The organism is Pedobacter sp. 10L46_2, from assembly GCF_056395165.1.
On record NZ_JBFTIZ010000072.1, the window covers coordinates 1 to 25,504 of the forward strand.

22 protein-coding genes and 1 pseudogene are annotated in these 25,504 nt (G+C 40.1%); 21 read left to right on the forward strand and 2 right to left on the reverse strand.

What is annotated here, in order from left to right:
* A partial coding sequence (locus tag AC1DDX_RS10245) for a glucosidase family protein (RefSeq protein ID WP_477622016.1) occupies window positions 1-2,030 on the forward strand: 2,030 nt, incomplete at its 5' end.
* Between the two features lie 4 nt (window positions 2,031-2,034).
* Window positions 2,035-3,414 carry a trehalase family glycosidase gene (locus AC1DDX_RS10250; RefSeq protein WP_288879906.1) on the forward strand — a complete coding sequence of 460 codons (1,380 nt, stop codon included), beginning with the start codon at window positions 2,035-2,037 and terminating at the stop codon, window positions 3,412-3,414.
* Here the strand turns inward: AC1DDX_RS10250 and AC1DDX_RS10255 are convergent.
* On the reverse strand, window positions 3,411-3,779 hold the full coding sequence (locus tag AC1DDX_RS10255; RefSeq protein WP_172660808.1) for a VOC family protein: 369 nt from the start codon (window positions 3,777-3,779) through the stop codon (window positions 3,411-3,413). The two genes, AC1DDX_RS10250 and AC1DDX_RS10255, sit on opposite strands and share 4 nt — an antisense overlap.
* A 155-nt stretch (window positions 3,780-3,934) precedes the next feature.
* Here AC1DDX_RS10255 and AC1DDX_RS10260 point away from each other — a divergent pair, with 155 nt between their 5' ends.
* The 19 genes and pseudogenes from AC1DDX_RS10260 (at window position 3,935) to AC1DDX_RS10350 (ending at window position 24,769) form a co-directional block, all read left to right on the forward strand.
* A complete protein-coding gene (locus tag AC1DDX_RS10260; protein ID WP_172660807.1) occupies window positions 3,935-4,486 on the forward strand; it encodes a dihydrofolate reductase family protein in 552 nt (183 codons plus the stop codon).
* A gap of 174 nt (window positions 4,487-4,660) precedes the next feature.
* Window positions 4,661-4,822 (forward strand): FecR domain-containing protein, encoded by a 162-nt coding sequence (locus AC1DDX_RS10265; protein WP_288879910.1) that lies wholly within the window; start codon window positions 4,661-4,663, stop codon window positions 4,820-4,822.
* On the forward strand, window positions 4,819-5,814 hold the full coding sequence (gene gap, locus AC1DDX_RS10270) for a type I glyceraldehyde-3-phosphate dehydrogenase (RefSeq protein WP_288879912.1): 996 nt from the start codon (window positions 4,819-4,821) through the stop codon (window positions 5,812-5,814). The genes AC1DDX_RS10265 and gap overlap by 4 nt, the downstream gene beginning before the upstream one ends.
* An 87-nt stretch (window positions 5,815-5,901) precedes the next feature.
* Window positions 5,902-7,095 carry a phosphoglycerate kinase gene (locus AC1DDX_RS10275; RefSeq protein ID WP_288879914.1) on the forward strand — a complete coding sequence of 398 codons (1,194 nt, stop codon included), beginning with the start codon at window positions 5,902-5,904 and terminating at the stop codon, window positions 7,093-7,095.
* Between the two features lie 212 nt (window positions 7,096-7,307).
* Window positions 7,308-7,781, forward strand: a complete 474-nt coding sequence (gene mraZ / locus AC1DDX_RS10280) for a division/cell wall cluster transcriptional repressor MraZ (RefSeq protein WP_172660803.1) — start codon at window positions 7,308-7,310, stop codon at window positions 7,779-7,781.
* Window positions 7,771-8,676, forward strand: coding sequence for a 16S rRNA (cytosine(1402)-N(4))-methyltransferase RsmH (rsmH, locus tag AC1DDX_RS10285; RefSeq protein ID WP_172660802.1), 906 nt, complete (start codon window positions 7,771-7,773; stop codon window positions 8,674-8,676). The genes mraZ and rsmH overlap by 11 nt, the downstream gene beginning before the upstream one ends.
* Window positions 8,673-9,083, forward strand: a complete 411-nt coding sequence (locus AC1DDX_RS10290) for an FtsL-like putative cell division protein (protein ID WP_048904192.1) — start codon at window positions 8,673-8,675, stop codon at window positions 9,081-9,083. Before rsmH ends, AC1DDX_RS10290 begins: the two co-directional genes overlap by 4 nt.
* A pseudogene (locus AC1DDX_RS10295) lies at window positions 9,073-11,164 on the forward strand (penicillin-binding protein). Before AC1DDX_RS10290 ends, AC1DDX_RS10295 begins: the two are co-directional and overlap by 11 nt.
* A gap of 1 nt (window position 11,165) precedes the next feature.
* Window positions 11,166-12,623, forward strand: a complete 1,458-nt coding sequence (locus AC1DDX_RS10300; RefSeq protein WP_477622017.1) for a UDP-N-acetylmuramoyl-L-alanyl-D-glutamate--2,6-diaminopimelate ligase — start codon at window positions 11,166-11,168, stop codon at window positions 12,621-12,623.
* Window positions 12,623-13,894 carry a phospho-N-acetylmuramoyl-pentapeptide-transferase gene (gene mraY / locus AC1DDX_RS10305; RefSeq protein ID WP_172660800.1) on the forward strand — a complete coding sequence of 424 codons (1,272 nt, stop codon included), beginning with the start codon at window positions 12,623-12,625 and terminating at the stop codon, window positions 13,892-13,894. Before AC1DDX_RS10300 ends, mraY begins: the two co-directional genes overlap by 1 nt.
* A complete protein-coding gene (gene murD, locus AC1DDX_RS10310; protein WP_337715720.1) occupies window positions 13,894-15,237 on the forward strand; it encodes a UDP-N-acetylmuramoyl-L-alanine--D-glutamate ligase in 1,344 nt (447 codons plus the stop codon). The genes mraY and murD overlap by 1 nt, the downstream gene beginning before the upstream one ends.
* Window positions 15,238-15,240: 3 nt before the next feature.
* Window positions 15,241-16,407, forward strand: a complete 1,167-nt coding sequence (locus AC1DDX_RS10315) for an FtsW/RodA/SpoVE family cell cycle protein (protein ID WP_052334066.1) — start codon at window positions 15,241-15,243, stop codon at window positions 16,405-16,407.
* Between the two features lie 9 nt (window positions 16,408-16,416).
* The gene (murG, locus tag AC1DDX_RS10320; RefSeq protein ID WP_172661078.1) at window positions 16,417-17,532 is read left to right on the forward strand and encodes an undecaprenyldiphospho-muramoylpentapeptide beta-N-acetylglucosaminyltransferase; all 1,116 of its coding nucleotides are present in this window, start codon (window positions 16,417-16,419) and stop codon (window positions 17,530-17,532) included.
* The gene (gene murC / locus AC1DDX_RS10325; RefSeq protein ID WP_172660798.1) at window positions 17,532-18,887 is read left to right on the forward strand and encodes a UDP-N-acetylmuramate--L-alanine ligase; all 1,356 of its coding nucleotides are present in this window, start codon (window positions 17,532-17,534) and stop codon (window positions 18,885-18,887) included. Before murG ends, murC begins: the two co-directional genes overlap by 1 nt.
* Window positions 18,880-19,758 (forward strand): cell division protein FtsQ/DivIB, encoded by an 879-nt coding sequence (locus AC1DDX_RS10330; protein WP_288883976.1) that lies wholly within the window; start codon window positions 18,880-18,882, stop codon window positions 19,756-19,758. The genes murC and AC1DDX_RS10330 overlap by 8 nt, the downstream gene beginning before the upstream one ends.
* 51 nt (window positions 19,759-19,809) lie before the next feature.
* On the forward strand, window positions 19,810-21,168 hold the full coding sequence (ftsA, locus tag AC1DDX_RS10335; RefSeq protein WP_048904200.1) for a cell division protein FtsA: 1,359 nt from the start codon (window positions 19,810-19,812) through the stop codon (window positions 21,166-21,168).
* A gap of 129 nt (window positions 21,169-21,297) precedes the next feature.
* Window positions 21,298-22,932 (forward strand): cell division protein FtsZ, encoded by a 1,635-nt coding sequence (gene ftsZ / locus AC1DDX_RS10340; RefSeq protein WP_172660796.1) that lies wholly within the window; start codon window positions 21,298-21,300, stop codon window positions 22,930-22,932.
* 159 nt (window positions 22,933-23,091) lie between these two features.
* On the forward strand, window positions 23,092-24,333 hold the full coding sequence (locus AC1DDX_RS10345; protein WP_172660795.1) for an aminotransferase class I/II-fold pyridoxal phosphate-dependent enzyme: 1,242 nt from the start codon (window positions 23,092-23,094) through the stop codon (window positions 24,331-24,333).
* 259 nt (window positions 24,334-24,592) lie between these two features.
* Window positions 24,593-24,769, forward strand: coding sequence for a hypothetical protein (locus AC1DDX_RS10350; RefSeq protein WP_048904203.1), 177 nt, complete (start codon window positions 24,593-24,595; stop codon window positions 24,767-24,769).
* 189 nt (window positions 24,770-24,958) lie between these two features.
* On the opposite strand, the gene AC1DDX_RS10355 is transcribed toward AC1DDX_RS10350, so the two are convergent.
* Window positions 24,959-25,504, reverse strand: a 546-nt coding sequence (locus AC1DDX_RS10355; RefSeq protein WP_477622018.1) for a dihydrodipicolinate synthase family protein, incomplete at its 5' end; no start/stop codon positions are given.

Genomic DNA, 25,504 nt, shown 5'->3' on the forward strand with positions numbered 1-25,504 from the left:
GTGCAAACACCATTTTTAATGCCAAAAAAACCAATTTTAATATGAAATATTTCCCTATAAAAAGTTTATTATTTTTCCTGTTTCTGCTGTATAGCGTTACTGATGTAAACGGCCAGAACCTCCGATGGCATTTGGTGAAAAACGGCGGTATAGAATGGGCCGTGAAAAAAGGTGCTGCCCATACCGATCAGATTGAAATGAGCGGGAAACAGATCTCGGCAATAATTACTTATGGTGTAAATGATAAAGGTAATTTCATATTAAAAAGGAAATTGGTGTTTCCTATGCTCCGCATTATTCCTAATGATACACGAGGAAGCCTGATCAGGGATTTTGATCAGGTTATACCGCCAGCATCCATAAATGGGAAAGCCATAGAAGAACAGCCTGATGTCATTTCATTTAATGGCTCTATAAAAGTCAAATCGGCAATTGGAACGGTAAATATATCGCACGGACTTTTCCCATCGGTTGATAAGCCTGCATTTATTGAGCAACTTACCTTTAAGAACAAGGGAACAAAACCTGTTGAGATTACGATTCCAGAATTAGATAGAACAGATAGTACAAAGAAAAATGAAGGAGTTTATGGAACTTATCTGTTAAATACTAAAATCTACGGATCAGGTAAGTTTACCTTAAACCCGGGCGAAGAGCAGGCGTACGCCATTGTATATTCAGCCAGAAAAACCACCGACCAGGCCTATGAATTCTCTTCTGAATACGAATTGGTAAAACGTAAAAACTTCATAGCTGAGATAACAAAGGAACTGGTTTTGAAAACTCCTGATGATACTCTGAACCAGATGTTCTCGTTTGCAAAGATCAGGGCTTCGGAAAGTATCTTTGATACTAAGGGGGGGCTGATGCACAGTCCGGGTGGAGGATCTTATTACGCAGGAATCTGGGCAAATGACCAGGCCGAATACATGAACCCGCTTTTTCCTTTTTTAGGTAATGCTGCGGGAAACGAAAGTGGTATGAACAGCTTTCGGATGTTTGCGAAATACATGAACGATGCATACAAACCAATTCCGAGTTCCATTATAGCAGAGGGAGCAGGAATGTGGAATGGGGCGGGCGACCGCGGAGATATGGCTATGATTGCCTATGGTGCATCAAGATTTGCGCTAGCTTATGCGGATACTGCTGAAGCCCGGAAATTGTGGCCGCTAATAGAATGGTGCCTTGAATTTTCGAGAAGGAAGAAAAGTGCTGACGGGGTAATTGCGTCAGACTCTGATGAGTTGGAGGGCAGGTTTCCGGCAGGAAAAATAAACTTGTCAACCAATACTCTTGCTTACGGGGCGTTGACCAGCGCTTCGGATCTTGCCGCTACGTTGGGCGATAAAACGGTATCAGAAAAATTAGCTAAGGAAGCTGCAGAATTGAGAACTGCAATTGAAAAGTATTTTGGCGCAAAAGTACAGGGATATAACACCTATCGCTATTTCGATGGAAATGATAAGTTAAGATCATGGATAGGTATGCCACTGGTAATGGGGATATATGATAGGAAAGCCGAAACTGCAAAGGCGCTTTTATCAAACCATTTGTGGACAAAAGATGGGATGCTGACTGAGTCAGGATCGAAGACTTTTTGGGACCRCTCGCTTTTATATGCCGTTCGCGGATTGTTTAATGCAGGTATTACCGATACTACACTTAAATACCTGAAATACTATACCTCCGAGCGTTTGCTTGGTGAGCATGTGCCTTATGCCGTAGAGGCCTGGCCAGAGGGAGACCAACGCCATTTAGCAGCAGAGAGTGGTTTGTATTGCAGGGCGATAACAGAAGGGTTGTTTGGGATGCAGCCAAAAAGCTTTAGGTCGTTTTTGCTGCAGCCTTATCTTCCTACAGGTTGGAAAGAGATGTCGCTAAATCACATAAAGGCTTTTAACAAAGACTTTAATATTACGGTTGTAAGAGCTGGTCAGAAACTAAAAATTATTATAGAACAGGCCGGTAGTAAAAACCAGGAAATTAACTGGGACGGACGAAAGGCAGTAGAAATAAACTTATATTAAACACATGAAAAGAAACCTTTTTCTATACTTATTGCTTTGCCTTTGCTGCGGTGCATATGCCCAGAATGGCGGAGTAACTTTTAAATCATCAGATGCTGCCTTGCAAACTGCATTTGCCAGGGCTAAAGAAATGGCTTTAAGCTACAAAGGAAAACCGGGCGATCCGGTTGGCCCATGGTACGAATCGGCATTGCCACCCAGGGCAGCATTTTGCATGCGTGATGTATCCCACCAGAGCATTGGCGGAGAGATTCTGGGGTTAAATAAGGAGAACAAAAATATGCTCAGGCTATTTGTGAACAATATATCTGATGCTAAAGACTGGTGTTCTTACTGGGAAATTAATCATTTGGGAAAACCAGCAGTAGAGGATTACCGCAATGATAAAGAGTTCTGGTATAACCTGAATGCCAACTTTGATGTATTGACAACCAACTGGAAATTGTATTTGTGGACGGGTGATGAAGAATACATTAAAGGAGCAGCTTTTGAAAATTTTCATAAAAAATCTGTTACCTCATTTATAGATAGGTGGGTGTTGCAGGCTGATTCATTGTTGAGCAGACCGACCCATCCAAATGCACCGGTACCTTTTAACAATGAAGATTCTTTTCATCGTTGTCGTGGTTTACCTTCTTATTCTGAAGGTGTGCCTAACATTAAAATGGGAGTGGATCTGGTAGGGGCGATATACCGAGGACTGATGTCTTATGCTTCTATACTTGATGTGAAAGGTAAAAGGGAGGAGGCCAAATTGTACAGGGAAAAAGCTGCAGCTTATCAGAAAAGTATTGATGATCTGTGGTGGAACGAATCTGCTTCACTTTATAATACTTATTACTCGACCGATCATAAGTTTGGGATGGAAGAGGGAGCAACCTTTTTGCTGTGGTTTGATGCATTGAAAGAAGGCGACAGAAAAGAAAAGACGATACAGCACTTATTGTCGAGAGATTGGAATGTAGAAAACCTGTCATACTTTCCATTGATCATGTATCAGAATGGGCAAGCGGATAAAGCTTACAATTACATGCTGCATTTGACCAATCCTGAAACGAAAAGAAGGGAGTATCCAGAGGTATCTTATGGTGTGATTAAAGGTTTTGTAGAAGGATTAATGGGGTTAGAGGCTGATGCGTGTTCCAGTCAATTAACTACGCTATACCGCGGAAAAAGCGATGTGACTTCGGAACTGAAGGATGTTCCGGTATTAAAAACCCTGATCACGGTAAGGCATGAAGGGAATAAAAAATCTGTGTTGACAAATGCTGGAAAAAAGAAAATACTATGGCAGCCTAAGTTTTTGAACGACAAAGGAGAGGTAGTTGTTAAAGCAGCGGTTTGGGTAAAAGCAGGAGGGACTTTAGCGGTAAGCAGAAGTTAGTCTTCTGGATTTAATGGCTCCCACAATTCGATTTTGTTGCCTTCAGGATCATAAACCCAGGCGAATTTGCCATAGCTTTCGTTCTGGGTTTTCTCATCGATTTTGACACCTTCTTCTCTAAGTAACGCAAGCAACTCATCCAGATTGTTTACGCGGAAGTTGAGCATGAACTGTTGCTGATCGTTGCCGAAATAATCTGTGTTTTGGGCAAAAGGAGAAAACACGGTAGGGCCTGCTTCCTGATCCCAGATGTACCCGGTTTTCATGGAGTTGATGCCAAAGTGTTTTTCATACCAATCTGCAAGTGCTTCCTGGTTTTTAGAGCGGAAGAAAATACCGCCAATGCCTGATATACGTGATGCCATAATTTTGAAGTTAGTAGATATAAATGTAATAATAGATATTGAAAGTATGCGTGAAATGTGAGAAAGGGTAAGGGTGGTACTTTTGGCGTAAATGCCCCTTTATTTTGTCCGGCTTGCCCTTGAAGAGAGTGGTGGATTCTTGTTATCTTTAATTTATGAGAAAGGTAATCTATGGTATTAATCTGAGCGCGGATGGTTGTTGCGATCATACCAAATTCGGTGGCGGAGGAGAAACCCATGAGTATTTTACGGACCTCATGCGGGACGTTGACCTCATTATTTATGGGCGCAAGACCTATGAGCTGATGGTTCCTTATTGGCCTGATGTGGCAAAGAAACAGTCGGAAACGAAAGTAGTGAATGAATTTGCACAAACATTTGATGCCATTGATAAGGTTGTTTTTTCCCGAACATTAGATAAGGTTGAAGGAAATACGAAGCTTATTCGTTCAAATCTGGGAGACGAAGTTCTAAAACTGAAACAGGAGTCAGGCAAAAATATTTCAATTGGGGGTGTAAGTTTGCCTTCGGAATTGATAGCACTTGGTTTGGTTGATGAGTTTTATTTCCTGGTTCATCCTACTATTGTTGGTGAAGGAAGGAGATTGTTCGATGATACCGGTTTTGATCTGCAGCAGCGTTTAAAACTAGCGGACTCGAGAGTGCTTGACTCGGGATGCGTATCGCTTCATTATCTGAAACGATAATGTAACAGAGGCAATAAAAACATTTTTAAAGCAGCCTGTCCTCTCTCCCTGCAGTTCGAGAGGACGGAAAAATTCGAGAGGACGTAATTCTCAAGCCTGGAAGCCAAGCGACACTAATTGGTAACGCCATTAACGTCAAAAAAGTAGACGCCCATAGTACTATACTCTGGAAAAATGGCGAGTTCAGTTTTTAATACCGAAGAAATGGGAGCAATAATGCGTAAAGTAGCGTGCTGGTACAACGTAGAAGTAATTTTTAATAATCCCTTCGGAAATTATACCACTGCTAATAAGAATATAGGTACTTTTGCCCCCAGAACAAAACGAGTAAAATGAATATCGCAATTAATGGTTTTGGTAGGATCGGACGCATCTTTCTGCGTACTGCTATCGAAAAAAACATCAACGTTGTTGCCATCAATGATCTGGGAGATCCGGCTACTTTAGCCCACCTTTTTAAATATGATACCGTACACAGAGGTTTTAAGGGTACTGTAAAATTTGAAAATGACAGCTTGATCATTAATGGAAAGAAGATTCTTGTTTATGCTGAGCCTAATCCTGAAAAACTGCCATGGGTTGATCTGGGTATTGACCTTGTATTGGAGTCGACAGGAAAGTTTGCCAGCAAGGCAGGTGCTGATCTTCATTTGAAAGCAGGAGCTAAACAGGTACTGATATCGGCTCCATGTGGTGACAAGGGTGTGCAAATGGTAGTGCTTGGTGTAAATGATGCGGAGGTAGACTTGAAATCGGAAGTGCTTTCGAACGCTTCGTGTACCACAAACAACGTGGCGCCAATGGTTAAGATACTGGACGACAACTGGGGTATTCTGGATGGTTACATCACCACTGTTCATTCTATGACAGGCGACCAGAACTTGCACGATGCACCACATAAAGATTTACGCAGGGCAAGAGCTGCATCGGCATCTATAATACCTACCAGTACAGGGGCAGCAAAAGCGATTACTCATATATTTCCCCATCTGGATGGTAAGCTGGGTGGTGCCGGCATCAGGGTACCGGTATTAAATGGTTCTTTAACCGATTTTACCTGTATCCTTAAAAAGGAAACTACCATAGAAGAGATTAATGCTGCTTTTAGAAAGGCTTCGGAAAATGAGATGAGCGAAATACTGGAATATACAGAAGACCCGATTGTTTCCGTTGATATTTTAGACAATCCGCATTCATGCATCTTTGATAGTCAGCTTACTTCTATAGTGGGCGACCTGGTAAAGGTGGTGGGCTGGTATGATAATGAATCAGGCTACTCTGCGCGTTTGGTAGATGTGGTGCAAAAAATTATAAAGAATAATGGGTAATGCTTCTTATATTTGGCGCGTCGCCAGTTCGGCATATTTGACAGCTTAAATTTAGAACCAACCATTACAAAACAATAATTTTAAAAAATGAGAACAATAGATCAATGCAACTTTGCAGATAAGAAAGCTTTAGTCAGAGTTGACTTTAACGTCCCTTTGGATAAAGATTTTAATATTACTGATGATAAAAGAATGCGTGCAGCGCTACCTACAATCAATAAAATTTTAAATGATGGCGGTAGTGTTATTCTAATGTCTCACCTTGGCAGACCAAAAGATGGTCCGGATGATAAAAATTCTTTGAAACACATTTTAGGTGACCTTTCGAGAATGCTGGATCTTGAGGTGAAGTTTGCTAATGATTGTATTGGTGCTGAAGCCGTAGAAAAGGCTAAAAACCTAGTTCCGGGACAAGTTCTTTTATTAGAGAACCTGCGTTTTTATAAAGAAGAAGAAAAAGGTGATAAAGCCTTTGCTGAAAAGTTATCGAAACTTGGAAATGTATATGTAAACGACGCTTTTGGTACTGCGCACCGTGCACATGCATCAACTGCTATTGTTGCTGAGTTTTTTCCTAACGCAAAATATTTCGGTTATTTAATGGCTGAAGAATTGAAAAATGCTGAAAAAGTAAATCATGGTGCTGTTAGACCTTTTACCGCTATTATGGGTGGTGCTAAGGTTTCAGACAAGATCTTATTAATTGAAAGTTTGCTTGAAAAAGTAGACAACCTGATTATAGGTGGTGGTATGGCTTATACTTTTGCTAAAGCACAAGGTGGTGAAATTGGTACCTCATTGTTGGAAGCAGATAGAATGGCGCTTTGCCTTGAGTTGTTAGATAAAGCTAAGGCCAGAGGTGTAAACCTTGTTTTACCTGTAGATACTGTTATTGCTGATAAGTTTGACAATGATGCCGAAAAAGGTACAGTTGATTCTGGACAAATTCCTGCTGACTGGATGGGATTAGATATTGGCCCGAAAACGGCTGAATTGTTCTCGAACATCATTAAAGACTCTAAAACATTATTGTGGAATGGCCCGATGGGTGTTTTTGAAATGGCTAATTTTGAGGTAGGTACACGCGCAATTGCTGATGCAGTTGTTGCAGCTACCAAAGAAAACGGCGCTTTCTCTTTAATTGGCGGTGGTGATTCGGCTGCTGCAATTGCGAAGTTTAATTTAGAAGATGAAGTAAGTTATGTATCGACCGGTGGTGGAGCATTGCTTGAATATATGGAAGGTAAAGAATTACCAGGTGTTAAGGCTATAAATGACTAGTATACCTGACTAATTTTAAGGACAGGCGTTTCGTTTTTGCGAAACGCCTGTTTTGTTTACCACTTCCTCCCACCATGATTTATGGCCTTTTTATGCTAAATATGGGGGAAAGTGGTAGAGAAATAATATGTGGAAAACTTTTTGTGGTAGAATGTGGTAAAAAGTGGTAGAAGTACCTATTTTTACACTACATAAAAAGTGCACATATTATAATGGTTCAGTTATTAGGAGAATTTGATTGTAAATTAGACGCGAAAGGCCGCTTGATGGTCCCTTCGAGCCTGAAAAAACAATTGCCTAATGTTGAGCAAGAGGGACTTGTGGTTAACCGGGGTTTTGAAAAACATCTGGTAATCTATCCTAAAAAAGTATGGGAAAAGATAGTGGAGGACTTGAGTAAGCTGAATCCGTACGAACAAAAAAACAGAGAATTTATAAGATTATTTACCCGCGGTGCTACAGAATTGACGCTGGACGCAACCGGCAGGGTTAATTTGCCTAACTCTTTAATGGAATCGGTAGGTATTGAAATTAATACTGAACTGGTACTGGCTTGTCAGTTTGATAAGATTGAGGTTTGGTCTAAAAAATCATACGAAGCATTATTTGATAAAGATCCTGCCGACTTTGCGCTGCTTGCTGCCGAAGTAATGGGGGATAAGAACAGGAGGGAAAATGGAGAATAATTACCATGTTCCGGTTTTGTTGAAAGAGTGCATCGATGGTTTAAATATTAAACCAGATGGCGTGTATGTTGATGTGACATTTGGCGGTGGCGGACATTCGAGAGAAATCCTTAAACATCTCGGTAAAGATGGCGTGTTGATCGCTTTTGATCAGGATCCGGATGCACAAAGAAATAAGATTGATGATCCGCGCTTTCATTTTGTTGATCAGAATTTCGCATTCCTTAAAAATAACCTTCGCTTATTAGGCTTTAAAGCTGTTGATGGCATTCTGGCTGATCTTGGTGTTTCTTCTCATCAGTTTAATGAACCGGATAGAGGCTTCTCGACCAGGTTTGAATCTACATTAGATATGCGGATGGACAAACAGGGTAAACTGACTGCTGCGGAGGTGTTGAATACTTATACTGAAGAAAAGCTGCACAGGATATTTGGTATTTATGGTGAGGTGAAAAATGCAAAGTCGCTGGCTAAGGCTGTAGTGACCGGTCGAATAGAACGCCCCATAGAAACACTGGCTGATTTTAAAAAGGCAGTTGCGGCACACATTCCAAAGGGAAAAGAAAATAAATATATGGCGCAGGTTTTTCAGGCCCTGCGCATCGAGGTGAATGCCGAGATAGAAGTGCTGGAGAATTTTCTGGCACAGACTGCTGATGTGCTAAAGAGTGGTGGACGTCTGGTGGTGATGTCTTACCATTCTTTGGAAGACAGGCCGGTAAAAAATTACCTGGCCAAAGGAAAGTTTAAAGGCGAGGTTGATAAAGACTTTTTTGGTAACGAACAAAAGCCTTTTAAAGTAATAACAAGGAAAGCTGTGATGGCTGATGAAGCTGAGCTGGAACGCAATAGCAGGTCCAGGAGTGCGAAATTAAGGATTGGAGAGAAGTTATGAATAACAGGTTTAGGGAACATATAGACGAAGAGCCTGAAGAAGAAGAGGAATTGGATATCAGGATTAAGAAGAAAGAGCCTGTATCTGAAAATCAGTTCTTTAAAAAGTTATTTACTGAGGGTGTAGTGAGTAAGGAAGCTGCAACAGAGATGTTGCCGTTTTTGATATTTCTGTCGGTTTTAGGAATGCTGTATATCGCGAATAGCCATATGGCCATCAAAAACATCAGAAATATTGATCAGTTAAGTAAAGAGGTAAAAGAAATGAGCTGGGAATACAAATCGCTTAAAGCTGATTTGATGTTCAAAAGTAAACTAACAGAGGTTGCTAAAAAGGTGGATACGCTTGGAATTAAGGAATTAACAGAGCCGCCTAAAAAAATTGTAATAAGCAGTAATGAATATTAGAGCTAACATATTATTACGTGTTTATCTGTCTTTCGGACTGATTGTACTGTTTGCCGTGGCAGTACTGATCAGACTATGCGATGTACAGTTTGTGGAGGGACATAAATGGCGTGCCATGGCCGATAGTCTCTCTACAAAGTATATCAATGTAGAAGCCGCGCGTGGAAATRTCTACTCAAACGATGGAAGTTTGCTTGCAACTTCTATTCCTGAGTATGAGCTCCGTATGGATATGTATGCCGGTGGTATTGCTGATAGTGAGGTGTTTGATGGTAAGGTGGATTCGCTGGCTTTAAGGTTATCGCAATTCTTTAAAGATAAAACGCCTAAAGAGTACTCGAGGTATTTACGCTCTGCCAGACGTGATAGTGCTCGTTATTTATTGATTAAGCGTAAAGTTGGATACCAGGAATTGAAAACCATAAGAACATTTCCTTTATATAATGTAGGGAAGTATACTGGTGGTTTAATTGCTGTTCAGCAAAATAAAAGAATTAAGCCGTTTAAATACCTGGCCGCAAGAACTATTGGTTATAAAAATGAAAATGTAAGCAATGGGGTTGGTTTAGAAGGTGCTTATGGTGAGTATATTAATGGTGAAAGCGGAAAAAGACTGGTTCAGAGAATATCAGGTGGGGTTTGGATGCCTGTTAATGATGAAGCTGAGGTAGCACCTAAAGAGGGTGCCGATATTATTTCGACCATTGACATTAACATGCAGGATCTGGCGCAAAGCGCGTTGGAAAAACAGTTGAAAATAAGCGATGCTGATCACGGAACGGTGATATTAATGGAGGTTACTACTGGCGAGGTAAGGGCGGTTGCCAATTACACAAGGGTTAAAGAAGGGGTTTACGAAGAGAAGTTTAACTATGCCATTGGTGGCAGTCAGGATCCTGGATCGACCTTTAAACTGGCTTCGTACATGGCGCTACTGGAAGATAATAAAGTAGATACCAATACCATGGTAGCGACAGGAGATGGGTATTACAGGATTCCGGGACATACCATTAAGGATTCGCATGGTGGTATTGGAACGGTTACGGTAATGAAGGCCTTTGAGCAATCGGCAAATACAGCTGTGGCTAAATTGGTGAATGCGGCTTATCAGGATAATCCATCGCAATTTACAGATCACCTGTATGATATTCATATGAATGAAAGACTTGGATTGCAGATACCGGGAGAAACTAAACCCGTGATAAAAAATCCTTCGTTTAAAAGCTGGAATAAAAACATGACCCTGCCTCAAATGGCTTATGGCTATGAAATGCAGATTACGCCTTTGCAAATGCTAACTTTTTATAATGCCATTGCTAATGATGGTAAGTATATCAATTTTTGTTAAGGAAATCCGCAGACTGGGAAATCCGATTGAGCAGTTCAGAGCAAGGGTGATCTCGGAACGGGTTTGCTCTGAGAAAACGGTTAAAAAATTACAGGCAATGCTCGAATCGGTAGTTACTAAAGGTACCGGTAAGCAAATGGGATCGCCATTGTACAGGGTAGCCGGTAAAACAGGTACCGCTCAGGTAGCTGATGGTAATAAAGGTTATAAAGCTAAGAAAAGCTATCAGGCTTCTTTTTGCGGTTATTTCCCTGCTGATAAACCTAAATACTCCATTATGGTGGCCATTAACGGCCCTAAAAATGGATACTATGGTGCGGCAGTTGCCGGGCCGGTATTTAAAGAGATTGCTGATCGCATTTATGCCAGCGATATGGAAATGTACAACGATATTCCAAATCACCTGGTAGGTAATACCAAGGCTCCCGAAGCGAAGGTGGGCGAGAGTAAAGCGGTTAAAAAGATTTACAAAGCCCTGGGTATTAAAGCGCTTTATGCAGATAGGTCTGTAAGTGGTATTGATACCAATAACGGCGTTCCTTACGAAGAGCATGCTGCCGTAAAAGGGGTGATGCCTGATGTAAAGGGGATGGGTTTAAAAGATGCTTTATACCTGTTGGGTAATGCAGGTTTAAAAACCAGGGTAAAAGGTGGTGGTAAGGTTATAGCGCAGTCTATTCCTGCCGGAAATAGAATAGGAAGAGGATTATTAGTTCAACTTGAATTACAATAGGATGCAGTTGCAGGAAGTTTTATATGGAGTAGCAATAACAAACCTGGTTGGATCAACCAACAGGGAGGTTAGCGCTTTGGTGTTTGATTCGCGTCAGGTTGTTAAGGATGTTGTGTTTTTTGCTGTTAAAGGTACTTTGTCTGACGGGCATGCTTTTATTCAGGCTACCATTGAAGCTGGTGCAAGTGTTATAGTTTGTGAAACGATACCTGAGGTTAAAAATGAGCTGGTAACCTATGTAGAGGTCGAAAACAGTGCTGCTGCGCTGGGCATTATGGCTTCTAATTTTTACGGCAACCCTTCTTCTAAACTGCAGTTAATTGGTATTACCGGTACTAATGGTAAAACTACCATTGCTACATTGTTATTTAAATTATTCAGAGAACTTGGTTATAAGGTTGGTTTGATCTCGACAGTGGAGAACCATATTAACGACGAGGTGATTCCTGCTACGCATACTACACCAAATCCGCTGGCTTTAAATAGCTTATTACAGGATATGGTAGCGGCCGATTGCAGCTATTGCTTTATGGAAGTAAGCTCGCATGCGGTGGTGCAACATAGAATTGAGGGCTTAAGCTTTTCGGGAGGAGTGTTTTCTAACATTACCCACGACCATTTAGATTTTCACTTAACCTTTGATAATTACATTAAAGCTAAAAAAGCATTTTTTGATGTGTTGCCAAAATCGGCTTTTGCATTGACTAATCTTGATGACAAAAACGGAATGGTGATGCTTCAGAACACTAAGGCATCGAAAAAAACCTATGYGCTCAAACAGCTTGCTGATTTTAAAGCAAAGGTGATTGAGAACAGCTTTAGCGGTTTGCATCTTGATATTGACGGGGCTGATGTGTTCTTTAAACTGGTGGGTTCTTTTAACGCATATAATTTGCTTGCGGTATATGGCACGGCAATGTTGTTGGAGCAGGATCAGCTTTCTGTACTGACTGTATTGAGCAGGTTAACAGGCGCTGAAGGCAGGTTTGAATACATCACTTCTACCCAGAACATAATTGGGATAATAGATTACGCACATACTCCTGATGCAGTACAAAATGTATTGAGCACCATACAGGATATAAGAAAAGGCACCGAACAGGTAATTACGATAATTGGCTGTGGTGGCGATAGGGACAAAACTAAACGACCTATTATGGCACAGGTAGCCTGTGATTGGAGTGATAAGGTGATTTTAACTTCGGATAATCCGAGAACGGAAAACCCGCAAACGATAGTGGAGGATATGGAAAAAGGTGTTTCGCCAACAAATAAAAGAAAAACATTAAGCATAGTGGACAGGAAAGAGGCAATTAAAACTGCCTGTCATTTGGCCAAACCTGGTGATATTATTTTATTGGCAGGCAAAGGGCATGAGAAGTATCAGGAAATAAATGGTGTTAGACATCATTTTGATGATAAAGAGGTATTGATGGAACAATTTAACTTGATGGGCTAATGTTGTATTATTTATTCGAGTATCTGAATCAGAATTATGAATTTCCAGGATTGAGGTTGTTTCAATACATCACCTTCCGTACCTCGTTGGCTGTAATTATCTCACTGATCATTACTACTGTTTACGGTAGAAGATTGATTAATTACCTGCACAAAATGCAGGTGGGTGAAACGGTTAGGAACCTTGGCCTGGAAGGGCAAATGCAAAAACAAGGTACACCTACTATGGGGGGTATTATCATCTTGCTGGGCATATTGGTGCCTACATTGTTGTTTGCCAACCTTACTAATATTTATGTGATCCTGATGATTGTAACCACTATATGGATGGGGGTTATAGGTTTTGTTGATGATTACATTAAAGTTTTTAGAAAAAATAAAGAAGGATTAGCAGGTCGTTTTAAGGTAGTTGGACAATTTGGGCTGGCACTTATTGTTGGCTGGACAATGTATTTTAACCCGAATATTGTGGTAAGGCAAACTGTTGATGAGACCACAAATACAAAAGCGACAACCGGTATAGGTGCCAAGACTACTGCACCTATGGTTTTGAGACAAAAGGGAGAGAGTTTTTATTATACTCAGGATGTTAAGTCGACCCTTACCAATGTTCCGTTCTATAAAAATAACGAAATGGATTATGCTAAGGTGCTTAAGTTTTTAGGCCCTGGCTATGAGAAATATGCTTTTGTAGTTTTTCTGTTATTTGTAATTGTAATTGTAATTGCGGTATCCAATGGTGCCAATATTACCGACGGTATTGATGGGCTGGCCACGGGTACATCGGCTATTATTGGCTTAACACTTGGTCTGTTGGCCTACGTGTCGGGTAACACCGTCATTGCCGATTACCTGAACATCATGTATATCCCCAATTCGGGTGAGCTGATGATTTTTGCGGGCGCTTTTGTGGGTGCTTGTGTGGGCTTTTTATGGTACAATTCTTATCCTGCCCAGGTATTTATGGGTGATACAGGAAGTTTGGCCATTGGGGGTATCATTGCCGTTTTTGCTATCATGATTAGAAAAGAATTATTGATCCCGGTTTTATGTGGGGTTTTTCTGATAGAGAATTTATCTGTAATTATTCAGGTAAGCTATTTTAAATATACCAGAAAACGGTTTGGCGAGGGCAGAAGGGTTTTCCTGATGTCGCCCTTGCACCATCACTATCAAAAGAAAGGATACCATGAAGCTAAAATCGTAACCCGGTTTTGGATTATTGGAATCTTATTGGCCATCATCACTTTAGTCACTTTAAAACTGCGGTAATGGAAAACGATAAAATTGTAATTCTTGGTGCAGGAGAGAGTGGGGTTGGAGCGGCAATGCTGGCGCAGAAACAGGGTTTTGATGTTTTTGTGTCGGACTTTGGTGCTATTGCCACCCAGTATAAAGAGATTTTAGAGGAATTACGTGTCCCTTTTGAAGAGAAACAGCATACTGCTGAAAAGATATTGAATGCAGCGGAAGTGATAAAAAGTCCGGGAATACCTGATACCGCTCCGATCATTAAGGAGATTAAGAAAAAGGGGATTCCTGTGGTTTCGGAAATTGAGTTTGCCAAACGGTATACCAATGCAAAAACCATTTGTATTACCGGTTCGAACGGTAAAACAACCACTACCATGCTTACCTACCACACGCTGAGAAAAGCAGGTTTTAATGTAGGACTTGGCGGAAATGTTGGGCATAGCTTTGCGGCCTTGGTGGCAACTGCCGATTATGACTGGTATGTCTTGGAGCTTTCGAGCTTTATGCTGGATGACATGCATGAGTTTAAAGCCGATATAGCGGTATTATTGAACATTACACCTGACCATTTAGACAGGTACGATTATAAACTGGGTAATTATGCAGCATCGAAAATGCGCATTACCCAAAATCAGACAGCTGATGATGTTTTCATTTACTGCGCTGATGACCCTGAAACTTTAAAGGTTTTAAAAACAACGAACGTAAGTTCAAAAATGTATCCCTTCTCCATTCGTAAAAAGATTGAGAGCGGGGCATACCTGGAAAGCAATAACATACACATAAATATACACCTAAACGACGAACTAACCATGTCTATTTCAGAGTTAGCCCTTCAGGGCAAGCATAATATTTACAACTCTATGGCTTCGGGCATAGTAGCCAAAGTATTAGACATTCGAAATACTTCCATCCGCGAAAGTATGGGAGATTTTAAGAATATTGAACACAGGTTGGAACATGTGGCAAAGATTTCGGGGGTGGATTACATCAATGATTCTAAAGCCACTAACGTGAATTCGACCTGGTACGCTTTGGAGAGTGTAGGAACTGACGTGATTCTGATTATGGGCGGTGTTGATAAGGGTAATGATTACAATATGCTTAAGGATATGGTGCACCAGAAGGTGAAAGCCATTGTGTGTTTGGGTAAAGACAATAAGCGTATTCATGAGGCTTTTGAAGATGATGTAGAGATTATAGTGAATACTTTTTCTGCTCATGAAGCGGTGCAGGTAGCCTATCACCTGGCTAAAAAAGGAGATACGGTTTTGCTTTCGCCAGCGTGCGCAAGCTTTGATTTATTTAAAAATTACGAAGACAGAGGCAATCAATTTAAGAGTGCCGTTAAAGAATTGTAGACTATGGTTGCAATAAATAAACTTCTGGACAAGACAAAAGGAGATCGCTGGATTTGGCTGATCATCATTTTGTTGTCGCTTATTTCCATTTTGGTAGTATACAGTTCTACCAGTACTCTGGCATTTAAGCGTGGTGTAGGAGTGGAAAAATTATTGCTGACCAAACACGTGATATTTGTGCTGATAGGTATTGCTATGATTTATATAGCCCACCTTTTGGATTACAGGTACTATGCCGGAATTTCTAAAGTACTGATGGTAATTACGATTCCATTGCTGGTGTATACGCTGATCTTTGGAGCCAATGTAAATGATGCTTCGAGATGGGTTAAGATACCGCTGATCGGTTTAACGTTTCAAACTTCGGATTTGGCCAAGCTGGCTTTAATTACATTTCTGGCCAGGATGCTGACCAGAAAGCAAGAGAATATTAAAGACGTTAAAGAAGCATTTATCCCGATTATGGGTTCTGTTTGTGTGGTGTTTGTGCTGATTGCATGGGCAAATATGTCGACCGCTTTAATGCTTTTTGGTGTAAGTATTTTGTTGTTGATTATTGGCCGTATCAGTATTAAGCAGATCATGATGGTATGTGCGGGTGGTTTTGTACTGTTGCTTTTTGTAGCCTTTTTAGGTCCACGTAGGGAAGTGTACAAATCTCGTATTGAGACTTATATGCACCCGGAGCGTCAGAACTCTGATAAAACATTTCAGTCCGACCATTCCAAAATTGCTTTGGCCTCTGGCGGGGTTTTTGGTAAAGGTCCGGGGAATAGTATAGAAAAGAACTTTTTGCCTCATCCGTATTCTGATTTTGTGTTTGCAATGATCATTGAAGAGTACGGAACTATAGGGGGGATAATTGTAATGTCGCTTTATCTGGTGCTGCTTTATCGATGCATAAAGATTGTAACCAGGGCACCCAAGGCATTTGGGGCATTGCTGGCGGCAGGCTTAAGTTTTAGTTTAACCATACAGGCCTTTGCAAATATGGCTGTTGCTGTTGGTTTGGGCCCGGTTACCGGTGTGCCTTTACCGCTGGTGAGTATGGGTGGAACCTCTCTGTTATTTACCAGTATTGCATTTGGGATAATATTGAGTGTGAGCAAGGATGTTGAAGAAAATAATAGTAAAAAAGTGATTGTGGGTGAAATACCTGCAATGGCATAAAATAAGATGATGAAACCAACAAGGGTAATTATTTCGGGTGGCGGTACTGGCGGACATATTTTTCCGGCCATATCTATTGCCAATGCGCTGAAGCGTATGGAGCCAGCGTGCGAAATATTATTTGTTGGTGCTACAGGCAGAATGGAAATGGAAAAGGTTCCTGCTGCCGGATATAAAATTGTGGGTTTAAATATCAGCGGTATCCAAAGGGGATCTATTATTAAAAACCTTGGCCTGCCATTTAAGCTTTTAGGAAGTGTTAAAAAAGCCATGCAGCTGATCTCTGAATTTAAACCAGATGTTGTAGTTGGGGTTGGAGGCTATGCATCAGGACCGATATTGTATGCTGCATCTTTAAAAAATATTCCTTACCTGATACAGGAGCAGAACTCTTATGCAGGTATAACTAATAAATGGCTGGGGAAAAAGGCGGCTAAAGTTTGCGTGGCTTTTGATGGTATGGATCAGTTTTTCCCTGCTGCCAATATATTGAAAACCGGAAATCCGGTAAGAAAAGATGTTGTTGATATTTTAAACAAGCATCATGCAGGAGCAGAATTGCTAAAGCTTGATCCGCTTAAGAAAACAATATTGGTTACAGGTGGTAGCCTGGGGGCCGGTACTTTAAATAAAAGCATTGAAAAACACTTGCCTGAGCTATTGAAGGAAGATGTACAGGTGGTATGGCAAACCGGTAAGTTTTACTACAAAGGAATTGTGGAACGTTTAGGTTTGAATTTTCATCCGAATGTACGAATTCTGGAATTTCTGAATAAGATGGACATGGCTTATGCCGCTGCTGATCTTATTATATCAAGAGCTGGTGCCGGTACCATTGCAGAATTGTGTTTGATTAAAAAACCGGTTATCCTGGTTCCTTCGCCAAATGTGGCCGAAGATCATCAGACCAAAAACGCCCTGGCTTTAGTGAAAAACAATGCAGCAATGTTAATAACAGATCACTCTGCCGAAGATACGCTGGTGCCTGAAGCATTGTCGCTGCTAAAAGATAAGGAACGGTGTAAGATATTTTCTGAGAACATTGCTGAGATGGCTTTGCCTGATGCCGATAATCTGATTGCACAACAGGTTTTAATTTTAGCTGGAAAGGGGGGGCAGGAATAATGGAACTGGACAATATAAAAAGAGTTTATTTTGTTGGTATCGGTGGAATTGGAATGAGTGCCCTTGCCCGTTATTTTGTGAAGAGAAAATGTATTGTTTGCGGTTATGATAAAACAAAGACCAACCTTACAACTGCTCTTGAGCAGGAGGGTGTTTTGATATCTTACGTCGACAATGAGGATACCTTGCCTAATTGCTTTACTGCTGATGATAAAGAAACACTGATAGTTTATACGCCTGCAATTCCTAAGAATTCTGAAATATTGAATTATTATAAAGGGCATGGCTTTAAACTTAAAAAGCGCTCGGAGGTTTTGGGCATCATTAGTAAAGGCCAGTTTTGTATTGCTGTTGCCGGTACACATGGTAAAACCACTACTTCATCAGTAGTTGCGCATATTTTAACTGACACAGGTTATGGCTGTACCGCATTTTTAGGCGGTATAGCTACGAACTATAGCAGTAACTTTTTGATTGGCAGTAACAATGTGGTTGTGGTAGAGGCTGACGAATATGATCGTTCATTTTTGACACTGCATCCGGATATTTCGGTAATCACTTCTATGGATGCTGATCACCTGGATATTTATGGTGATGCTTCGCAATTGCAGGAGTCGTTTCAATTGTTTGCCGGTCAGCTAAAACCTGAAGGTACCCTGTTTGCTAAAAAAGGCTTGCCTATTGCCGGTTCGATAAGTTATAGTGCTGATCTGGATTCGCAGGTTAAGGCTAAAAACATCAGGGTGGAGCATGCAAGTTTTGTATTCGATTATGAGGATGCCGATCATTCGATTAAAGGAATAAGCCTGATGCTTCCGGGAAAACATAACGTAGAAAATACGGTGGCAGCAATTGCTGTTGCTTTGAAACTGGGTATTGATCCCGAAAAGATAAAAACTGCTGTAGGTAATTTTAAGGGTGTAAAGAGAAGATTTGAGTATATCGTAAATTCTCCGGAGCATATTTATATAGATGACTATGCCCATCATCCTGAAGAACTAAGGGCCTGCTTTAACGCGGTAAGACAATTGTATCCTGATAAGAAACTGACAGTGATCTTTCAGCCACATTTGTTTACCCGTACCCGCGACTTTGCAGATGATTTTGCACAAGTTTTAAGCACTGCCGATGATTTGATACTGTTGGAAATATATCCGGCCAGGGAATTGCCGCTGGAAGGGATTAATTCGCAGTATTTGTTAGATAAGATCTCGTTGAAAGACAAAGAGATATGTGGAAAAGATTTAGTTGTAGAACGCATAAAGAACAAGCAGCCTGAGTTACTTTTAACTGTAGGTGCCGGTGATATAGATACATTGATACAACCACTAAAAACCCTGTTGACAAATGCTTAAGAGGATAAATTGGAAATCGGTATTTAAAGGTTTTGCCTGGATAGTTAGTCTGGCCGGAATTATAGTGCTCATGAGTTTTGTGAGCATTAAGAAAGATACTGTGACTTGTACCAATATTAAAATCTTAATTCCGGGAGCGGATAACTTTATTGAAAGGGAAGAAGTAGATGCAATTTTAAAACAGAGTCAGGGTATATTGATTGGTAAGAAACTGGAGCAGATTAATCTGGAAGAAATAGAACAAAAATTAAAGGCGAATCCTTACATCGCTTTTGCAACAGTTTACGCAGATATGAATGGGGTAATTCATATTAACGTGAAACAGCGCCAGCCGATATTAAGGGTCATAAATGCTAGTGATCAGGATTTTTATATCGATAGGAATGGATTGAAAATGCCTATTTCTCCAAATTTTACAGCCAGCGTATTGGTGGCAAACGGAAAAATAATGGAGCATTTTAGTGGTAAGGTAGATACGTTGATTACCAAGCTGGCTAAGGATCTGTATAAAACCGCATTTTATATAGAACAGGATACATTATGGAATGAGCAGATCGAGCAATTGATTGTAGATGATAAAAATGATATTCAATTGGTGCCGCGAGTAGGCAATCAGCGGATCATTTTGGGGACTGCAGATTCACTGGAAGTTAAGATGAGGAATTTGCGCGCTTTTTACGATAAGGCAATGCCGAAGGTGGGATGGGACACCTATAAAACCATCAATATAAAATATACCAATCAAGTTGTTTGCGAAAAGAACAAGATTGATTCTTTATCAGAGGTAGCCAGGTTAGATTCTCTGAAAAAGAAACCGATAGATACGATGGTTCGCGAAGAGATGCCGGAAGAACTAAAGGATGATAATTAAAACAGATACCAGGAAAAACAGAAATAATAAACTCAACAAATCAATATAGTTATGGGCAAAGAAAAATTAACCACTCAGTCTCCAATCGTAGTAGGGTTGGATATTGGTACTACTAAGATCTGTGTGATCGTTGGTCGCAGAACACAACACGGAAAAATAGAAGTATTAGGTATAGGAAAAGCAGAATCCGCAGGGGTAACACGTGGTGTGGTATCCAATATCCAGAAAACAGTTCAGGGGATAGCTCAGGCGGTAGAACTTGCAAGCGGGCAATCGAACGTCGAAATCCGCGTTGTTAATGTAGGTATTGCTGGCCAGCATATCAAAAGTTTACAACACAGAGGTATTTTGACCAGAAGAGAATTAAATAATGAGATAGGAAAGAAGGATATTGACAAGCTAATTGATGATATGTTCAAACTGGTTATGCCCCCAGGAGAAGAAATCATCCATGTATTGCCACAAGAGTTTACTATCGACAATGAGCCGGGTATTAAAGATCCTATTGGAATGGCAGGAGTGCGTTTGGAAGCAAACTTCCATATCATTTCCGGTCAGGTAACTGCGGTAAAAAATATAATGAGATGCGTAACCAATGCCGGGTTACAAACTCAGGAATTGATACTGGAGCCATTAGCTTCTTCTGAATCGGTGTTGAGCGATGAAGAAAAAGAGGCGGGCGTGGCTTTGGTAGATATAGGTGGTGGTACTACCGATATCGCTATTTTCCATGAAGGAATTATCCGTCATACTGCTGTTATTCCTTTTGGAGGTAACAGTGTAACTGAAGATATCAGAGAAGGATGTTCTGTGATGAGAAACCAGGCGGAATTGTTGAAAACCCGTTTTGGTTCTGCGCTTGCAGAAGAGAATAAAGAGAACGAGATTATTTGTGTTCCGGGATTAAGAGGAAGAGAACCTAAAGAGATTTCAGTGAAAAATCTTGCTTATGTAATCCAGGCCCGTATGGAGGAAATTATTGAGCATGTTTATTACGAAATCAAATCTTCGGGATATGAGAAAAAACTAATCGGAGGAGTGGTGATTACTGGTGGTGGTGCGTTGTTGAAACACTTGTCGCAGTTGGTTGAATATGTAACCGGATTAGATTGCCGTGTTGGATATCCGAATGAGCATTTGTCTAAATATGAAGACATGCCTAAAACCATCTATGATGATTTGAAAAGCCCGATGTATGCTACCAGTGTTGGTTTATTAATTAAAGGTATACAAAAAGCTGAGGAGCTGCTTGAGGAAATGAAGCAACCGGGAGTATTTGTAGAGCGACCAAAAGATAAAGAGAAAGTAAAACGTTCAGGTGGTGGATTATTTGATAAACTTCTAGCTAAAACAAAGGATTTCATCAAGGATGACATGAATGTAAGCGATGAAGATTATATAAAGCCGTAATATTTTTCAACAAAACACGATTTTTCCACATTCTTAACAGTTGTGGAAAACGCCTGTTAAAAAAGTGTTAATATTACATAGAGAGATGAACAGGAAAAACGAATTTTTAAATAACTGATTCATAAAGATATGCAGTTTGAAATGTTAAAAGATAAGTCGTCAATCATCAAGGTAATTGGTGTTGGTGGCGGTGGAGGTAATGCGGTAAACCATATGTACCGTTCTGGAATTACAGGTGTTGACTTTATCATTTGTAATACTGATGCGCAGGCTTTGGAGTTTAGTCCTATTCCTAATAAGGTTCAACTTGGTGCAAGTTTAACTGAAGGTATGGGTGCAGGCTCTATTCCTGAAGTTGGTAAAAATTCAGCCATAGAGAATATAGATGATATTAAGCAGATGCTGGGCAACACTACAAAAATGTTGTTCATTACGGCAGGAATGGGTGGAGGTACCGGAACAGGCGCCAGCCCGATCATAGCTAAAGCTGCAAAAGAATTAGATATTTTAACGGTAGCTATTATTACTACGCCTTTCTCCTTTGAAGGTAAAAGACGTAAAATGCAGGCTAACGATGGTTTAGATGAACTAAAAAAATATGTAGATTCTTACCTGGTTATTTCTAACGACAGATTGCGCGAAATATTTGGTAACCTTACTTTGGGTTCAGCATTTGCTCAGGCAGATGATATTTTAACAACTGCTGCAAAAGGAATTGCCGAGATTATAACTGTACCTGGATACATCAACGTGGATTTTAAAGATGTGCGTACTGTTATGAAAGATAGCGGTGTATCTATAATGGGTAGTTTTGCATGCGAAGGCGAAAACAGAGCATTAAATGCTGTTGAAGGTGCTTTGGCTTCTCCATTGTTGAAAGACAATGAGATTGAAGGTGCAAGATATATCCTATTAAATATCAGTTCCGGAGTACAGGAAGTAACAATGGACGAGGTAACGATCATCACTGATTATATCCAGGATAAAGCAGGTCTTTCTGCTGATTTGATCTGGGGTAACTGTATTGATGAAAACCTTGGTGAAAGATTATCTGTAACCATTATTGCTACCGGCTTCCAAACTAAAGAACAGCGTGAAGAAGATAAAAAGAACGTTAAAAAGATCTCTTTATTAACTCCAGAAGAAGCACCTATGGTGCGTCCGGTAGAGCCTGTCAATTCTTTCATACAACCTAAAGCTGACGTTCCTGCTCAGGAGCCGGTTATGAAAGCCAAAGAAGAAATAAAGCAATCAGATCTTTTCGGTGATTTATTTAATATCAATAAAGCCAGAAAAACTGATGAGCCTGAAAATACAGTGGTAAGACATACCTTAATTGAAGAAGAACCTGCTCAGGAAACTCAACAAGAGTCATCTGGCTTTGAATTCGAAATTAAGCTTGCAGAAACTGATTTTGTATTTGAAACCCCGGCATCAGTATTTAATAATGATGTTGAAGCTCATAGAGAAGATGTTCAGGAAGCAGGATTGGATGATGACAAAAATGATGAGTCAATAGAAGATCAGCTTAAAAAATCGAAAGAAAGAATCTTAAGATTAAAAGATCTGAGCATGAAATTAAGAACCAGCAATGGTTTGCAGGAGTTAGAGAATGAGCCAGCTTACAAACGTAAGCAAATGCAGTTGCAACAGGTTCAGCACTCATCTGAGTCTCAGGTTTCAAGATTTACTTTAAGTAATGATGAAGATGGATCTACTGAAATCAGACCTAATAACTCATTCCTTCATGACAACGTTGATTAATTATTAACATAAAAAAAATAGAAAGCCTTAACAATAAATATGTTAAGGCTTTTTTGGCATAATAATAGCGTATTTGCCTTTGGTAAATGCTGATGTTGCGTATCAGTCATATTAACCTTAAATTTGCAAAAAATATAAAAAAACTTAATACATATAACATTGGATATTTTTGAAAAGATAGCAAAGCATATGGGCCCGATCGGGCAACATCACAAATGGTCACATGGATATTTCTCATTTCCTAAATTAGAGGGTGATATTGCCCCTCACATGAACTTTCGCGGTAAAGAGCATCTGGTATGGAGTTTAAATAACTATTTAGGTTTGGCCAATCACCCTGAAGTAAGGGAAGCTGATTTAAAAGGTGCTGCAGAATTTGGAATGGCTTATCCAATGGGTGCCCGCATGATGTCGGGAAACTCTAAATACCATGAACAACTGGAGCAGGAGCTTGCGGCATTTGTGGGTAAACCAGACGCTTTCTTATTAAATTACGGGTATCAGGGAATGGTTTCTATCATTGATAGTCTTGTGGATAGGAATGATGTTATTGTATATGATGCTGAATCTCATGCATGTATTATTGACGGATTACGTTTACACATGGGTAAGCGTTTTGTGTACAAACATAACGACATTGATAGCGCACGCAAACAGCTTGAAAGAGCAACTAAGCTGGTTGAACAAAGCGGTGGCGGTATATTGGTAATTACTGAAGGTGTTTTTGGTATGTCGGGCGCGCAAGGAAAATTAAAGGAACTTGTTGACCTTAAAAAAGAATTCAACTTCCGTTTATTAATTGATGATGCGCATGGTTTTGGTACTATGGGACCTACAGGTGCGGGTACTCATGAAGAGCAAAACTGTATTGATGGGGTTGATGTCTACTTTGGTACTTTTGCTAAATCTATGGCTGGTATTGGAGCATTTGTTGCATCAACAGAAGAGATGACTAATTTCTTCCGTTACAATATGCGTTCTCAGACTTTTGCCAAAGCGTTACCTATGCCAATGGTTATTGGTTTGTTAAAAAGACTGGAACTGTTAAAGAACAATCCGGAGCTTAGAGAGAAACTATGGAATGTTGCTACTACCTTGCAGAAAGGACTTAGGGAGCGTGGATTCGATTTAGGTGTAACAAATACAATGGTTACCCCGGTGTTCTTGAAAGGTGAGCTATTGGAGGCTACTGCGCTTACAATGGACCTGCGAGAGAATTACGGAATATTCTGTTCTATTGTAGTGTATCCTGTAATCCCTAAAGGACTTATTGAGTTGAGGTTAATACCAACAGCTGTTCATACAATGGAAGACGTACAGCGTACATTAGATGCCTTTAGCGAGGTTTCAGATAAATTGAAAAGCGGATACTATAAAGAGAATCAATTCTCAATAGCATAAAATTCATTCAATAAAAAAAGCCCCTCTAAGTATATTGGAGGGGCTTTTTTATGTTGTGTTGTTTTGTAATTATCTGATTTTCAACTGGATAATTTGTTTTTTGACGGATTAATTGTGCATAACCCCCTATAATGTGGAAAAAAACAGTGTTTTAGGCACTTTTTTATTAATCCAAAAGTTTTTTTTGTAAAATAAACATCTTACTTTAGTAATAGAGTATTAATCAAAACCTTAAAAACCTAAAAGGAGTAAATTAACGATGAAAAAATTTAATGAAGTAAAAGAGCTTGTAGCAGCTTTAGAAGCTGATGCCGACAAATTCTACAACAAGGCGAACAGCGCTGCAGGTACTCGTGTACGTAAAGGTATGCAAGATCTTAAGAACTTAGCTCAAACGATTCGTTTGGAGATTCAAGAAACAAAAAATAAAGGTTAGAACCACTTTATTTTTGTTTTGATGAATAAAAAAAGCGTCCCGAATTATCGCGACGCTTTTTTTATTGTATAATATTTTAAAACTTTCCGTCATCCTGAATTTATTTCAGGATCCCGCACTCGCTGGTCTGACTTTCTAATCCAGGATCCTGAATTAAATTCAGGATGACGATGGTGGTACAACCTAATACTAAGCTGTAATCTTTTTCGATTCGGCAATGATTGCCTCACGTATAGCAGGAGATACCTTAACCAAAGGAAGTCTAAGGTTATCATCACATACACCAAAATGTTTTAAGGCAGCTTTTGCGCCTGCCGGATTGCCTTCTACAAACATTAATCTGGTAAACTCGATTAAGCTAAGATGCAGCGGAAGTGCTTTAGCAAAATCACCAGCAAGGCATAATCTGATCATGTCAGACAGTTGCTTTGGCAATGCGTTTCCAATTACAGAAATTACACCCACGGCACCTAATGATATCATTGGCATTGCAACAGGATCATCGCCGGAAATTAACATAAAGTCGGCTGGTTTATCTCTCATGATCTGATTAAACTGATCAAAGTTTCCAGAAGCTTCTTTAATGGCAATGATGTTCTTTAAATCTGTAGCAAGGCGACAGGTCGTTTCGGCGCTGATATTGCTTCCTGTGCGTCCTGGTACGTTATACAACAAAATTGGTAGTGAGCTAGACTCACTAAGTGCTTTATAGTGTTGGTAAATGCCTTCCTGAGT

What these genes read in the sequence shown, in the direction of transcription:
- AC1DDX_RS10250 (WP_288879906.1), top strand. Translation starts at nt 2,035, where the DNA reads ATGAAAAGAAACCTTTTTCTATACTTATTGCTTTGCCTTTGCTGCGGT.
- AC1DDX_RS10255 (WP_172660808.1), bottom strand. Translation starts at nt 3,779, where the DNA reads ATGGCATCACGTATATCAGGCATTGGCGGTATTTTCTTCCGCTCTAAA.
- AC1DDX_RS10260 (WP_172660807.1), top strand. Translation starts at nt 3,935, where the DNA reads ATGAGAAAGGTAATCTATGGTATTAATCTGAGCGCGGATGGTTGTTGC.
- AC1DDX_RS10265 (WP_288879910.1), top strand. Translation starts at nt 4,661, where the DNA reads ATGGCGAGTTCAGTTTTTAATACCGAAGAAATGGGAGCAATAATGCGT.
- gap (WP_288879912.1), top strand. Translation starts at nt 4,819, where the DNA reads ATGAATATCGCAATTAATGGTTTTGGTAGGATCGGACGCATCTTTCTG.
- AC1DDX_RS10275 (WP_288879914.1), top strand. Translation starts at nt 5,902, where the DNA reads ATGAGAACAATAGATCAATGCAACTTTGCAGATAAGAAAGCTTTAGTC.
- mraZ (WP_172660803.1), top strand. Translation starts at nt 7,308, where the DNA reads ATGGTTCAGTTATTAGGAGAATTTGATTGTAAATTAGACGCGAAAGGC.
- rsmH (WP_172660802.1), top strand. Translation starts at nt 7,771, where the DNA reads ATGGAGAATAATTACCATGTTCCGGTTTTGTTGAAAGAGTGCATCGAT.
- AC1DDX_RS10290 (WP_048904192.1), top strand. Translation starts at nt 8,673, where the DNA reads ATGAATAACAGGTTTAGGGAACATATAGACGAAGAGCCTGAAGAAGAA.
- mraY (WP_172660800.1), top strand. Translation starts at nt 12,623, where the DNA reads ATGTTGTATTATTTATTCGAGTATCTGAATCAGAATTATGAATTTCCA.
- murD (WP_337715720.1), top strand. Translation starts at nt 13,894, where the DNA reads ATGGAAAACGATAAAATTGTAATTCTTGGTGCAGGAGAGAGTGGGGTT.
- AC1DDX_RS10315 (WP_052334066.1), top strand. Translation starts at nt 15,241, where the DNA reads ATGGTTGCAATAAATAAACTTCTGGACAAGACAAAAGGAGATCGCTGG.
- murG (WP_172661078.1), top strand. Translation starts at nt 16,417, where the DNA reads ATGAAACCAACAAGGGTAATTATTTCGGGTGGCGGTACTGGCGGACAT.
- murC (WP_172660798.1), top strand. Translation starts at nt 17,532, where the DNA reads ATGGAACTGGACAATATAAAAAGAGTTTATTTTGTTGGTATCGGTGGA.
- AC1DDX_RS10330 (WP_288883976.1), top strand. Translation starts at nt 18,880, where the DNA reads ATGCTTAAGAGGATAAATTGGAAATCGGTATTTAAAGGTTTTGCCTGG.
- ftsA (WP_048904200.1), top strand. Translation starts at nt 19,810, where the DNA reads ATGGGCAAAGAAAAATTAACCACTCAGTCTCCAATCGTAGTAGGGTTG.
- ftsZ (WP_172660796.1), top strand. Translation starts at nt 21,298, where the DNA reads ATGCAGTTTGAAATGTTAAAAGATAAGTCGTCAATCATCAAGGTAATT.
- AC1DDX_RS10350 (WP_048904203.1), top strand. Translation starts at nt 24,593, where the DNA reads ATGAAAAAATTTAATGAAGTAAAAGAGCTTGTAGCAGCTTTAGAAGCT.